Here is an 11,743-nt window from a genome sequence, read left to right on the forward strand (position 1 = left end):
TTTGCGTGTTTTCCCACCTGCGCATATAGTTGACGGAAGCGATTACGGAAGGAGAAGCCTGATGAAAGCATGTTGGATGGTATGCCTGGTCACCGCCCTGAGCGCCACGTCGGCGTGGGCCGAATCACCGCTGCAAAGCCTGCAGTTCGAGCAGCAAAAGCAGCAGGTGCTCAAAGCGGTGAAGGAAAAATGCGCGCCAGCAAGCCACCTCAGCGACAACGATTTTGCCAATAAAGTGCTGGCGACCGACGGCAACAAGAACGCGGTCCGCGAAGCGACGCTGGCGAAAGAGCGCAATAACCAAAAAAGCTACCAGGCCGCAATCGACAAAATCGTCTGTCCGGCCAAATAGCGGTTATTTCAGCCTGGCGACCAGCGTTTTCCAGTCAAACGGCGTCAGCTGCCTGTAGCTAAGGCTACGGGCGGCCATCTGCTCCGGAAGCTGGCGCTGGCTTTTCGCGATCGCCTCGCTCATTATCCCGGCGCTCCCCACATCACGCAGGGTTTTTACCACCTCTTCCATCTCTTCGCTGCGCCGAACGCCATGTTCCGCCACCCGGCTGATCAGATAGTCGGGAAACGCGCCTGTCCAGCCCAGAGACGGGAAACTATGATGCAAGGAGCTAAGCACCTCCTCCTCGACGCCATATTCACGGGCCGCGAACAGGCATTCTGTGGTGAGCGCTTCAAGACCTTTGATCATCACGCTACGGCACATTTTTATCGCCGACACCTGGCCCACCGTACTGGCGCCATAGCGGGCATTCAGCCCCAGCCCCTGCAGACGCGGCGCGATCGCCTCCGCCTGCGGCCCGCCGATCAATAACGGTGTCTGCAATCGAGCCGGCGGCACCGGCGCCATCACCGCGACATCAATGTAGGCGCCGGGCAGAAAATGTTCAGCTGCCTGCCGTTTCGTTTCCGGCGCCACGGAGTTGAGATCGAGGAAATATTGCCCCGGCTGCAGCAGCGCGGCGGCCTGCTGCGCGACCTTTAGCGCCTCACCGGCGGTCACAGTAGAAAAAATCAGCGCGGCGCTCTCCAGCGCCTGCGCCAGCGAACTCCCCGCCTGAACGCGCGAATCACCGGCTTTCCTGACCATTGCCTCTCGCTCCGGGCCATTGAGCTTGCAATCCCATATGGTCACCGCATGCTCACGGGCCAGATCTGCCGCCAGAATGCCACCCGCCTCGCCAAAACCAATAAACGCGATTGTCGTCATCATTACTCCTCACGCGGCCAGACGCGGGCCGGAATAAAAACTTCGCCAGCAAACAGCAGTCGCGCCGTGCGTAACAGGCCGCAGCCTGTCAGGGCGCCGTCTGCGTCAAGCTGAAGCGTCACGCTAAATTCGCCTGTCGGATGCTCAACGCTGAGCAGCGGCGTAGCGCCTGGCGCGACCTGCGCCATGCCCTGCGCGACGGATCCAGGAAGCAGACAGGCGCTGGCCACGCTCACCGCGCCAAATACGCCGATCGACGCGTGGCAGCGGTGCGGGATAAAGGTGCGGCTGCTGATAGCGCCGCCGTGTCGCGGCTCGGCGATCAGGGTCATCTTGGGCACCGTGCGCTGGCTGACGTCGCCAAGCTGCATCAGCGGCCCGGCCTGCAGGCGAATCGACTCCAGGCGACGTTTAAGCGCGTCGTCATTATCCAGCTGTTCGCGCGTCTCATAGCCGGTGCAACCGAGGTCGCACGCGCGCAGCAGGATCACCGGCATTCCGTTATCGATGCAGGTCACCTCGACGCCGTCAAAACGATCACGAACCCGGCCGGTCGGCAGCAGGGCCCCGCAGCTGGAGCCGGCGACATCAAGAAAATGGAGCAGGATCGGGCTGGCGCTGCCCGGCACGCCATCGATACGACTCTCGCCGACGTAGTCGACCCCGTCGGCATCGCAGGGGATCTCTGCCACCGCCAGTTGCCCCGTGTTCTCCATATAAATACGCACGCGAGTGAGCGGCGCATCGTGGCGAATCAGCCCACGCTCGATGGCGAAAGGGCCAACGGCGGCAAGAATATTGCCGCAGTTTTGGCCGTAGTCCACAGAGGCCCCCGTCACGTTCACCTGGGCAAACAGATAGTCCACATCGGCGTCAGGCCGTGCGGAGCGGCGGATAATCGCCACTTTACTGGTCAGCGGATCGGCGCCGCCGATCCCGTCAATTTGCCGGGGATCAGGCGAGCCCATCACCGCCAGCAGCACCGCATCACGTTGCACCGGATCGGCAGGCAGATCGTCAGCCAGAAAACAGGCCGCCTTCGAGGTGCCGCCGCGCATCCATAGACAGGGAATTCCGGGTTGCGCCATCTTACTCCTCCACCTCATCTGCGCTGTCGTAATACCGCAGCCCCTTTTCCGCCAGACGCTGGCGCATCGCGTAAATATCCAGCCCCAGCTCGCCATGGCGCATCCGCTCACGCTTCGCAAGCTCATTGCTCATGCGTGCTTCCGCTTTATCGAGCACATCACGCACCTGGGCGTGAGGCAGCACCACGACGCCATCGTCGTCGGCCACCACGACATCGCCCGGCTGCACAAGCTGGCCTGCGCAAATCACCGGGACGTTAACCGAGCCGAGGCTCTCTTTCACCGTTCCCTGGGCATAAACCTGACGGGACCAGACGGCGAATCCCATCTCCCGCAACGTTTGCGAATCGCGAATGCCGATATCGCCCACCAGACCGACCACACCGCGCGATTGGAGAGACGTCGCCAGCAGATCGCCGAAGAAGCCATCGCCGCACGGCGACGTCGGGGCCACCACCAGAATATCGCCGGCGCGGCACTGCTCGACCGCGACATGAAACATCCAGTTGTCGCCTGGCGTCACCAGTACCGTGACCGCGTTGCCCGCCCGGCTGACGCCCTGCTGAATCGGACGGATTGCCGGTCCCATCAGCCCCTGGCGTGCCCAGGCTTCATGGAGCGTCGCCACCCCGGCCGCCTCACAGCGGCGCAAAACCGCCTCGTCATGGCGCGGCAGATGGCGGATCACAAGGCCTTTTTTATTTAACAGCTTCATGCCAGGTTCTCCGTTACGCGGGGGAAGATGCTCTGGAAGGCTTCGCCGTGAACGATATCGCGCGCGGCCGTGATGCCGATGTTGCGTTTGGCCTGCACTCCGCGCTGCAGCGCCACGCGGGTGTAGTACTCCCACAAATGCTCCTGGCCCTGCATACACTGAATGGCCTGATACTTTTTCTCCCAGACAGTGGTGATGTCCAGCAGCACATCAGGCTTCCAGTTGCACTGCTCCGGCTGGTGCGGTTCGAAACAGTAAACCGGGGGAGCAGCGACAATTTTCTCGCCGGGGCGATAGCCTTCTGCCTGAGCGATAATCCGAGCCTCCTGAGCCAGGTGGGAGGCCAGCGGGTGATCGTAGTTATAGGGATCCTGCAGCGAGTGCGTCAGAACAAAGTGGGGCTGGATACGGCGATACACATCCGCCAGACGAAACAGCGTCTCTTTATCGGCGCGCAGCGGATAGTCGCCGATATCAAAGAATTCGACGCTGGCGCCCAGGATCTCGGCGGCGGCCTGCGCCTCTTCGCGACGGACTTGCTTCACCGCCTCCTCGGTCATGTTGCCTTTACGCCACAGTTTGGCGGACTCGCCGCGCTCGCCAAAGGACAAACAGACCACATGGACCTGATAGCCCTGCAGGGCATGCAGGGCTATCGCACCGCCCGCGCGCCAGACGAAATCGGCCGAGTGGGCGCTGACGACAAGGGCACTTTTTTCGCTAACCGGATGAGACATGATGGCTTCCTCTGTTGTTTTTTTCAGCTTGTCATGTCCCGCCGCTGGAAGGTAATTCGTTAACTTGCGAAGGCTATGATTTTTATTTATGTTGTCGACTCACTCACTATTTCAGGCCTGACGAATAATGCTGAAGAGAAAGCACGATAAAATCATAAATATCATGCAGCTGCGCTTTTTTTGTCAGGTCGCGCTGCGCGGAAGCGTCTCGCGTGCTGCCGATGACTTATTCCGCACGCAGTCAGCGATAACCCGGGCTATCCGCGACCTTGAAGCCGCGTTGAACGTCACGCTGTTCGAACGCCATTACAGCGGCATGGTGCCCACCGAGTATGGCAAGTGCATCCTGCCGCGCGCCCGGCGGGCGATTGACGACCTGCAGGCCATCCCGGCGCTGTTGCAGAAGCACCATACCCGCACCAGCGGCCCGCTGGCGGACGCCGGTTGGCTGTTCAATACCCGCCGGTTAGCCATTTTTATTCAGCTCTATCACGTCAACCATACCCAAACCGTCGCGCAACAGTTGGGGATCACCCAGCCGGCGGTCAGCGCCGCGCTGAAAGTCCTGGAGAAAGGGGCGGATTCGGCGCTGTTTCGCCGAACGCCAGAAGGGGTGCGTCCCACGCCTGCCGCAGAACTGCTCTATCCCCCGGTGAGCAGAGCGCTCAACGAGCTGGAAAACATCTGGAGCGATCTCGCCGCCCGTCGCGGGGTGCTGGAGGGCACCGTGCGCATTGGCGCCCTGCCGCTGAGTCGCACCCGGCTACTGCCCTCCGCCATCGCCGCCTTTCTGGCCCAGCACCCGGGCATTACCCTCATGACCAATGAAAGCCCGTATGAGTCGCTGGTCGCCGATATGCGCGCAGGTAATATCGATTTTATTATCGGCGCCCTGCGTCAGGATGAAGATCTCCCGGACCTCTGTAGCGAGGCGTTATTCGAAGAGGATATGCTGATTTTACTGCGTAATAACCACCCGCTGCTGCGCCATCCGGATCCGCGCAGCCAGCTGGCGACAGCGCAATGGGTGCTGCCGCGCGCCAACGCGCCGGCGCGCCATTTGCTGGATAAGGCGTTTGTCACCCTGGGGCTGCCGCTGCCCCAGCCGACGGTGGAGACCGGGGATGCGGCGATGGTGCGAGGATTGCTGCAGGACTCCGACATGCTGGCGGCGGTTTCCGCCAGCCAGATGCGTTTTGAAACTGACAATGGGTTGCTCAGCGTGTTGCCGGTCCCCCTGCCCGATACCACCCGGCGTATCGGGCTGACGTTTCGCGCCGGCAGCCTACCCTCCCCGGCGACGCAGGCGCTGTTGCGTTTTATTTATCAGCAGGTTCAGGACGGGACTGTTTAACGTTTACCCGCCACCGAATAGGTTACCTGTTGGTTGCGCGTTTGCTGAAACGCCTCCAGCGTCTGCCCGCGCATCGCGGCGTAAATATGCAGGTTGGATACGCCGACCACCGCGCCCATTTTCTCCAGCAGGAAGAAACTGGCGCCATACTGAATCAATCCCCGCCAGTCGCGTGCGTTGAGCAACTGCTGTTCCTCCTCACTCAGTCCGGCTTCGGCATAAAGCGACTGAGGCGACTGCAGAAAACGTTCGCGCCAGGCAGGCTCAATCAGCCGATGCAGGAAACGGTTAAGCCGCAAGCCATTCAGGCTGCGCTCGTGGGTAAAAGGATAGGTTCCCGGCAGTTTCTCCACCCCGGCCAGCTGCTGCGCCATATGCTGGCGATGGCGCGTCAGGGTATCGACGGGGGGCAGGCGCGCATTGTTCTCAAGGATCAGCGTAGCGATACCGGTCATCGACGGCAGGTAATAGTCGCGCCAGGTTTCGGTGACATTGGCTGATAGCGCGCCGCGCATCACCAGCCACATGATCACCTCAGACCCTTCCATTCCCCCCAGCTCGGCATATTCGCCAAGGGTCATTTCGGTAAGCTTTTCCGGGTCATTAACCAGCATGTCAACAAACTGGGCATCCCAGTCGGGATTATTAAATCCGCAGCGCTCGCCATGAACCTGATGCGAGAGCCCGCCGGTCGCGACAATCGCCACATTGATATCTTCCGGGAAGCTTTCAATTGCCCGGCGCAGCGCCTGGCCGAGTCGGTAACAACGGCGCGCGCTCGGTACCGGAAATTGCAGCACGCCGATCTGTAACGGGATTACCGCCGTCGGCCACCCCTGCGCTTCATCCCAGGGCAACAGCGCCGAAAGCGGCGAGAAAAGGCCGTGGTCGAGCTTTTTATCCATAAAGAACGACATATCAAACTCATCGGCCATCAGGCTGGCGCCAATGTGCCTTGAGAGCGCCGCATTGCCCTGGACCGGCGGCAGACAGCGTGGTCCGCCGCCTTCATCGGCAACGTCATATTGACTATCGATTCCCAGCGTAAATGTCGAATAGTGATCGAAGAAAAAGGCGGTCACATGGTCATTAAAGATGTACACCAGCGCATCCGGTTTTTTCTCCTCCAGCCAGCGCTGCAGCGGTTCGAAGCTCTGGAAGATCGGCGACCATGCCGGGTCCTGCTGTTTATGATGATCGACCGCGAAGCCGATAGTCGGGGTATGAGAGACGGCGATACCGCCGAGAATGTTAGCCATCAGATAACTCCACTTATCGGTGTTCCAGGGGGGATGACAAAGCGTCCAGTTCTGCCTCTGTGAGTCGAGGCTTAGCGTGATTCATACGGTGCAACAAAATACAGGTCCCCGCCAGGCAGGCCGGCAGCGCAAGCACCAAAAAGATCGACGAGTGTCCCGGCACGGCCAGCATCAGCATCCCGCCCAGCGTGGAGCTGAGAATAGCCCCGGTACGGCCGATACCATGCATCCAGCTGACGCCGGTAGCACGGATCTCGGTTTGATAATAGGCTGGCGAATAGGCCTGCAGACCGTTCTGCGCGCCGTTAATGCACATCCCGCTGATAAAAATCAGCACCGACAGCGCCGCCGATCCGAAATCCATCAACCTCTGGGACAACAGGCACAGGCAGCCAAGGAAATAGGTTGCCGCAATCACCGCTTTCGCCGAAGCACGATCCATCAGCATACCGACAAGGATCCCGCCCAGCGGGCCGCCGAGCTGGAACAAGCCGGTCATCATCGCCGCCTGCTGCAGCGACAGCCCGCCGGAGCGGAGAATGGTTGGCAGCCAGCCGTTCAGCAGATATATCACGAACAGCCCCATAAAATAGGTCAGCCACAGCGCTATCGTGCCGCGGGCATAGCCATGCCGAAACAGCTGCGCCACTTTACTGCTCCGCGTGATGGGCGGCGCATTCAGCTGGAAGACGGTGTCAGCCGTAAACTGGCCTCCAAGCCGGTTAAGCGCCCTGGCGATCTGCTCGCCCGGTAGTCGGCGCGCCACCATGCTCATCGCCGACTCCGGCAACATCACGATCATAAAGGGAAGCACCACGAGCGGCAGCACGCCGCCAAAAATCAGCGCCGAGTGCCAGCTGTAATGCGATAACAACCCGGCAGCGATAAAGCCGCCGAGGCCGGAACCCACGTTGAATCCGCTGTACATCAGGGTGATCATCACCCCTTTACGCCGCTCCGGCATATATTCCGCCACCAGCGTGACGCAATTGGGCATCACGGCGCCAAGTCCGAGGCCGGTGAGAAAGCGCAGCAGCGCCAGCTGCGACGGGCTTTGCGCCACGGCGCCGGCCAGGCTGAACAGCGCAAACAGCGCCACCGACCAGAGTAAAATGCGTTTTCGGCCGTAGCGGTCAGAAAGCGGGCCCGCCACCAGCGCGCCAATGGCGACGCCGAACATAGCCGCCCCAAGAATCGGCCCCATTTCAGCCCGGCTGATGCCCCAGTCCTCGATGAGCGCCGGGGCGACAAAGCCCATCACCGCAGCGTCATACCCATCCAGCATAATGATGATGAAACAGAGCAGCAGCACGTTCCATTGAAAGCGCGAGACCGGGCGGGCATCTATCCACGCTTTCACATCGACAACGTTCATGTGATTCATAGGGTGACTTCCTCAAGCAGGCGGTACGAATGTTCTGGTTAGTGTTTTTTTGAGTGGAACTTTCGTACTCAACTTAAGGCAGGTCACGCAGGCTGTCCGGTTCGAAAACCCGGCGACAGATATGAGTTTTATTTATAATGTGAGGGATACGACAAAAAACAGCCATTAAAAAACCCGCAGCCAACGGCGGCGGGTCAGGGCAAGAGCGACGATCAGTGCTTTGGAATAATTAAATCGCCGCGCAGCGGGCTGCCGCCCGGGTTGTCCGTTTTCTCGGTCAGCCAGTTGACGATCCGCGACGCCATCGCGTCCATGGAATATTCAATCGCCGGGATAGTCGGGATTCCGGGCAGCTGTAACGATCCGGCGAGGCTAAACACCATCACATTTTGCGGAACGGCGCGGTTAAACGCCTGCAGCTGCGGCACCACGCGCTGCGCCTGCAGCTCATCGCTCACCAGCAGCGCGTTAAAGTTCAGCGTCGTGGCGTTATTGACCAGCTCCTGCACCGCCACCGACGGCGAGGTGTTATCCAGAAACACCAGATTGCGATTAAACGGCAAAAAGTTTTTTTCCAGCGCGTGCTTGTAGCCCAGCAGCACCTGATCGGCAAAGCCGCTGCTCTGCGGATGGATCAGCGCAATCTGCCTTCTGCCCTGGCTTATCAGATAGTGGCAGGCGGTTTCGGCGGCGAAGGCGTGATCGAACTGAATGCTGTTTTCGCCCTCGCTGTCGAGGCAGTCCACCAACACCACGTCCGGGCGGTTAATATTCAGAGGAAAACGCGCGCCGATGATCAGCACGTTATCGCACAGCCCGCAGGTTAACTCCTCCAGCGAGTTCATCACGCCGCTGCTGGTGTTGGCGAAGCGTAGCAGCAGGTGCTTCTGGTGCTGGCTGAGCTGTTTTTCCAGGGCGTAGAGATAGCTGGTGGTTTGATTGATATTGTCCTGGGCGCAGATGACGCCGATGCAGCCGGTGGACTGGCTAAGCAACGACTGGGCTATCATGTTTGGCCGGTAATTGAGCGCTTCCGCCGCCTGCAGCACCGCCTGACGACTGGCTTCCTTCACGCCACGTGAGCCGCTCAACACTCGCGACACCGTGGCTTTGGAAACCCCGGCAAGTCGTGAAACATCATTGATTGTCGACATCATTTTCCCCTGCGCGGGCGCCGCGTCCCGCCAAAATCCTGTAAACCTGAATCGCTTCAATTATGACCAGCGCAGTATATCCATTTCGCCATTTGTTTGGAAACCGATTTTCCATTTCAGCGCAAAACATCGCCAAATCGACAGAATAATGTGAGCCAAATCCAATAAATCCGCCCCATAAGCAGGAGATCTTGACCACTATCACAGTTCTGCTTTTTATAAATGGAAACCGGTTTCCGTCTGATATCAAATCATCCACGCAATAACTTTTTACATTTTGAGGATGGTCGTCGATGTACAAGATTATGCTGTGTTGCTCAGCCGGAATGTCCACCAGTCTGCTGGTCAGAAAGATGGTGGAGGCGGCGAAAGAACGTGATCTGCCGGTGCAGATTGATGCCTATGGCGTTTCCGAATTTGACATCCAGTTTCCGCAGTATCAGGTGGTGTTGCTAGGCCCCCAGGTGAAATACATGTTGAAAACCCTGTCTGACAAAGCGGCTTCCCTGAACATTCCCGTTCAGCCCATCGATACGATGGACTACGGTATGCAGCGGGGAGACAACGTCCTGAATTATGCTCTGTCGCTGATCCCAGCGGCGCACTGAGAGGTGTTGAAATGAGTTCTCTGTATCAGTCCATGATTGCCGTGATCGAGCAATCTATTACTCCGCTGGCAGGACGCCTTGGGCAGCAGAAATATGTTATCGCTATCCGCGATGGCTTCACTGCCGCATTGCCGTTTATGATCATCGGCTCTTTCATGCTGGTATTTATCTTTCCGCCGTTTTCACCCGAGACCACCAACGGCTTTGCCCGCGGCTGGCTCGATTTCTCCCAGCACTACCGCGAACAGCTGATGCTGCCGTTTAACCTCAGCATGGGCGTAATGACCTTCTTTATCTCGGTCGGCATTGGCGCCAGCCTCGGTCGTCAGTTTCAGCTGGATCCGGTGATGTCCGGTCTGCTGGCGTTTATGGCCTTCCTGCTGGTCGCCGCGCCCTATGCCGATGGAAAAATTTCCACTCAGTATCTGTCCGGACAGGGCATTTTTACCGCCCTCATCACCGCCATCTACTCCACCCGCGTCTACGCGTGGCTGAAGCAAAACAACATCACCATTCGACTGCCTAAAGAGGTACCGACCGGCGTCGCTCGTTCGTTTGAAATCCTTATCCCGGTGCTGGTGGTGATTGGTACTTTGCATCCGCTGAACCTGTTTATCGAAGCGCAGACCGGGATGATCCTGCCGCAGGCGATCATGCATCTGCTGGAGCCGCTGGTTTCCGCCTCCGACTCGCTGCCGGCTATTTTGCTCTCCGTCCTGATGTGCCAGATTTTCTGGTTCGCTGGGATCCACGGCTCGCTGATTGTCACCGGTATTATGAACCCGTTCTGGATGGCTAACCTCTCGGCAAACCAGGCGGCGCTGGCGGCCGGCACGGTGTTACCGCACGTCTATCTGCAGGGCTTCTGGGATCACTATCTGCTGATTGGCGGCGTCGGTTCAACCCTACCGCTGGCCTTCCTGCTGCTGCGTAGTCGGGCCACGCATCTGCGCACCATCGGCAAGATGGGCATCGTGCCGAGCTTCTTTAATATCAATGAGCCGATCCTGTTCGGGGCGCCGATCATCATGAACCCGATGATGTTTATCCCCTTCGTCTGCGTACCGATGGTCAACGCGGTGCTGGCTTACGGCGCGACGCGTCTTGGCTGGCTGAGCCAGGTGGTGTCCCTCACTCCGTGGACCACGCCGGCACCGATTGGCGCCTCGTGGGCGGCCAACTGGACGCTGAGCCCGGTAGTGATGTGCCTTATCTGCATGGTGATGTCGGCGGTGATTTACCTGCCGTTCCTGCGCGCCTATGAACGTTCCTTAATGAAAACCGAAGTTGAGAAAACCAAAAATAGCGTTCCGGTGGCAGAAACCGTTAGCTAATTCCTCTCCGCCCCGGAGAGATAATATGATGGCAGCGTAATAATGCAGAAAAAGGACTTTCACTGCATTATTAAATAATAAAGACCTCAGGAATACACATGATTGAATTAGAAGATGCGGTAATGGAAATTATCGTTAATGCGGGACAGTCACGCTCATTATGTTTTGAAGCGCTACATGCGGCCCGAACCGGAAATATCGACGAAGCGCGTTTACTGTTAAATGAAGCCGACGGTTACGCCCGTCGGGCGCATCAGATGCAGACCCAGCTCATCGAGCAGGATGCCGGTGAAGCGCGTCAGCCTATGACGCTGATTATGGTACATGCCCAGGATCATCTGATGAATTCGCTGCTGGCCCGCGAGTTCTCAGAAGAATTAATCCATCTGTACCAGCGTTAATGAATATGGAATAACGCCTGCGAGAATATTATTCTCCGGCGTCGCTGTACCCTAAAAAAACAAATCAGCTTATTTTGGCTATATATTTTAGCCAGAATGGGATGGTTATTATCTGAAATATATTAATTATTAAAGCGAGATAACCATGAATACTGTGAAAAAACTGCCTTTAGCCATGGCGGTTGTCGCCGCGCTGTGCCCAATTTCCGTAATGGCGCAAGAATTTACTCAGGAACAGATCGACGCCATCGTCGCCAAAGCCGTTGATAAAGCGCTGGCCGAACGCCAGGCGAAAATCGACGCCGCGGCCGACAAAAAGGTCGACGTGATCACCAACCCGCAGACCACCGCCGCCTCGCCGGATATGGCCATTCCATTCGGCCTCAAGTTCAGCGGCTACGCCCGCTATGGCGCCCACTTCCAGACCGGCGACCAGAAATATGTCGGCGTCGACGGCTCCTATAACGGCGCCTCGGCGATCGGCCGC

General features: G+C 58.5%; 13 protein-coding genes and 1 pseudogene. 6 read left to right on the forward strand and 8 right to left on the reverse strand.

Translation table 11 applies throughout. The features are described 5' to 3' along the window. Positions 1-61 precede the first annotated feature (61 nt). Entirely contained in the window at positions 62-352 is a 291-nt protein-coding gene (locus tag ACLH1I_RS21060; RefSeq protein ID WP_002923120.1) for a YicS family protein, read from the forward strand. 3 nt (positions 353-355) lie between these two features. On the opposite strand, the gene ACLH1I_RS21065 is transcribed toward ACLH1I_RS21060, so the two are convergent. From ACLH1I_RS21065 to galB, 4 genes are read right to left on the reverse strand one after another with little or no spacing between them, the layout of a single operon-like run. Next, on the reverse strand, positions 356-1,222 hold the full coding sequence (locus tag ACLH1I_RS21065; RefSeq protein WP_023319368.1) for an NAD(P)-dependent oxidoreductase: 867 nt from the start codon (positions 1,220-1,222) through the stop codon (positions 356-358). Between the two features lie 2 nt (positions 1,223-1,224). Next, a complete protein-coding gene (locus ACLH1I_RS21070; RefSeq protein WP_198079990.1) occupies positions 1,225-2,310 on the reverse strand; it encodes a 4-oxalomesaconate tautomerase in 1,086 nt (361 codons plus the stop codon). Position 2,311: 1 nt separating this feature from the next. Next, positions 2,312-3,025, reverse strand: coding sequence for a 4-carboxy-4-hydroxy-2-oxoadipate aldolase/oxaloacetate decarboxylase (locus ACLH1I_RS21075; protein ID WP_017900182.1), 714 nt, complete (start codon positions 3,023-3,025; stop codon positions 2,312-2,314). After that, the gene (galB, locus tag ACLH1I_RS21080; protein ID WP_004205133.1) at positions 3,022-3,762 is read right to left on the reverse strand and encodes a 4-oxalmesaconate hydratase; all 741 of its coding nucleotides are present in this window, start codon (positions 3,760-3,762) and stop codon (positions 3,022-3,024) included. Before galB ends, ACLH1I_RS21075 begins: the two co-directional genes overlap by 4 nt. A 127-nt stretch (positions 3,763-3,889) precedes the next feature. Between galB and ACLH1I_RS21085 the strand changes: the two genes are divergently transcribed. After that, positions 3,890-5,116 carry a LysR family transcriptional regulator gene (locus ACLH1I_RS21085; protein ID WP_017900183.1) on the forward strand — a complete coding sequence of 409 codons (1,227 nt, stop codon included), beginning with the start codon at positions 3,890-3,892 and terminating at the stop codon, positions 5,114-5,116. On the opposite strand, the gene ACLH1I_RS21090 is transcribed toward ACLH1I_RS21085, so the two are convergent. The 4 genes from ACLH1I_RS21090 to ACLH1I_RS21105 all read right to left on the reverse strand — a co-directional run bounded on the left by ACLH1I_RS21090 (position 5,113) and on the right by ACLH1I_RS21105 (position 9,214). Then, positions 5,113-6,375, reverse strand: coding sequence for a gallate dioxygenase (locus ACLH1I_RS21090; RefSeq protein ID WP_004205139.1), 1,263 nt, complete (start codon positions 6,373-6,375; stop codon positions 5,113-5,115). The genes ACLH1I_RS21085 and ACLH1I_RS21090 overlap by 4 nt on opposite strands. Before the next feature lie 13 nt (positions 6,376-6,388). Beyond that, positions 6,389-7,759, reverse strand: a complete 1,371-nt coding sequence (locus ACLH1I_RS21095; RefSeq protein WP_198079988.1) for an MFS transporter — start codon at positions 7,757-7,759, stop codon at positions 6,389-6,391. A gap of 212 nt (positions 7,760-7,971) precedes the next feature. Next, the gene (locus ACLH1I_RS21100; protein ID WP_004205142.1) at positions 7,972-8,913 is read right to left on the reverse strand and encodes a LacI family DNA-binding transcriptional regulator; all 942 of its coding nucleotides are present in this window, start codon (positions 8,911-8,913) and stop codon (positions 7,972-7,974) included. Then, entirely contained in the window at positions 8,897-9,214 is a 318-nt protein-coding gene (locus ACLH1I_RS21105) for a hypothetical protein (RefSeq protein WP_123811952.1), read from the reverse strand. Before ACLH1I_RS21105 ends, ACLH1I_RS21100 begins: the two co-directional genes overlap by 17 nt. Between ACLH1I_RS21105 and ACLH1I_RS21110 the strand changes: the two genes are divergently transcribed. From ACLH1I_RS21110 to ACLH1I_RS21125, 4 genes and pseudogenes are all read left to right on the forward strand, one after another. Beyond that, entirely contained in the window at positions 9,207-9,521 is a 315-nt protein-coding gene (locus ACLH1I_RS21110) for a PTS sugar transporter subunit IIB (RefSeq protein WP_085846817.1), read from the forward strand. The two genes, ACLH1I_RS21105 and ACLH1I_RS21110, sit on opposite strands and share 8 nt — an antisense overlap. A gap of 11 nt (positions 9,522-9,532) precedes the next feature. Beyond that, entirely contained in the window at positions 9,533-10,855 is a 1,323-nt protein-coding gene (locus tag ACLH1I_RS21115; RefSeq protein ID WP_004205144.1) for a PTS sugar transporter subunit IIC, read from the forward strand. Positions 10,856-10,953: 98 nt separating this feature from the next. Further along, positions 10,954-11,256 (forward strand): PTS lactose/cellobiose transporter subunit IIA, encoded by a 303-nt coding sequence (locus ACLH1I_RS21120; RefSeq protein ID WP_004205145.1) that lies wholly within the window; start codon positions 10,954-10,956, stop codon positions 11,254-11,256. A 145-nt stretch (positions 11,257-11,401) separates the two neighbouring features. Beyond that, positions 11,402-11,743: pseudogene (locus ACLH1I_RS21125) on the forward strand (hypothetical protein); the annotation flags it as partial.

The organism is Klebsiella sp. 1SOBk10mer, assembly GCF_046602535.1.
In the GTDB taxonomy this organism is placed as follows: domain Bacteria; phylum Pseudomonadota; class Gammaproteobacteria; order Enterobacterales; family Enterobacteriaceae; genus Klebsiella; species Klebsiella quasipneumoniae.

What these genes read in the sequence shown, in the direction of transcription:
- ACLH1I_RS21060 (WP_002923120.1), top strand. Translation starts at nt 62, where the DNA reads ATGAAAGCATGTTGGATGGTATGCCTGGTCACCGCCCTGAGCGCCACG.
- ACLH1I_RS21065 (WP_023319368.1), bottom strand. Translation starts at nt 1,222, where the DNA reads ATGACGACAATCGCGTTTATTGGTTTTGGCGAGGCGGGTGGCATTCTG.
- ACLH1I_RS21070 (WP_198079990.1), bottom strand. Translation starts at nt 2,310, where the DNA reads ATGGCGCAACCCGGAATTCCCTGTCTATGGATGCGCGGCGGCACCTCG.
- ACLH1I_RS21075 (WP_017900182.1), bottom strand. Translation starts at nt 3,025, where the DNA reads ATGAAGCTGTTAAATAAAAAAGGCCTTGTGATCCGCCATCTGCCGCGC.
- galB (WP_004205133.1), bottom strand. Translation starts at nt 3,762, where the DNA reads ATGTCTCATCCGGTTAGCGAAAAAAGTGCCCTTGTCGTCAGCGCCCAC.
- ACLH1I_RS21085 (WP_017900183.1), top strand. Translation starts at nt 3,890, where the DNA reads ATGCTGAAGAGAAAGCACGATAAAATCATAAATATCATGCAGCTGCGC.
- ACLH1I_RS21090 (WP_004205139.1), bottom strand. Translation starts at nt 6,375, where the DNA reads ATGGCTAACATTCTCGGCGGTATCGCCGTCTCTCATACCCCGACTATC.
- ACLH1I_RS21095 (WP_198079988.1), bottom strand. Translation starts at nt 7,759, where the DNA reads ATGAATCACATGAACGTTGTCGATGTGAAAGCGTGGATAGATGCCCGC.
- ACLH1I_RS21100 (WP_004205142.1), bottom strand. Translation starts at nt 8,913, where the DNA reads ATGTCGACAATCAATGATGTTTCACGACTTGCCGGGGTTTCCAAAGCC.
- ACLH1I_RS21110 (WP_085846817.1), top strand. Translation starts at nt 9,207, where the DNA reads ATGTACAAGATTATGCTGTGTTGCTCAGCCGGAATGTCCACCAGTCTG.
- ACLH1I_RS21115 (WP_004205144.1), top strand. Translation starts at nt 9,533, where the DNA reads ATGAGTTCTCTGTATCAGTCCATGATTGCCGTGATCGAGCAATCTATT.
- ACLH1I_RS21120 (WP_004205145.1), top strand. Translation starts at nt 10,954, where the DNA reads ATGATTGAATTAGAAGATGCGGTAATGGAAATTATCGTTAATGCGGGA.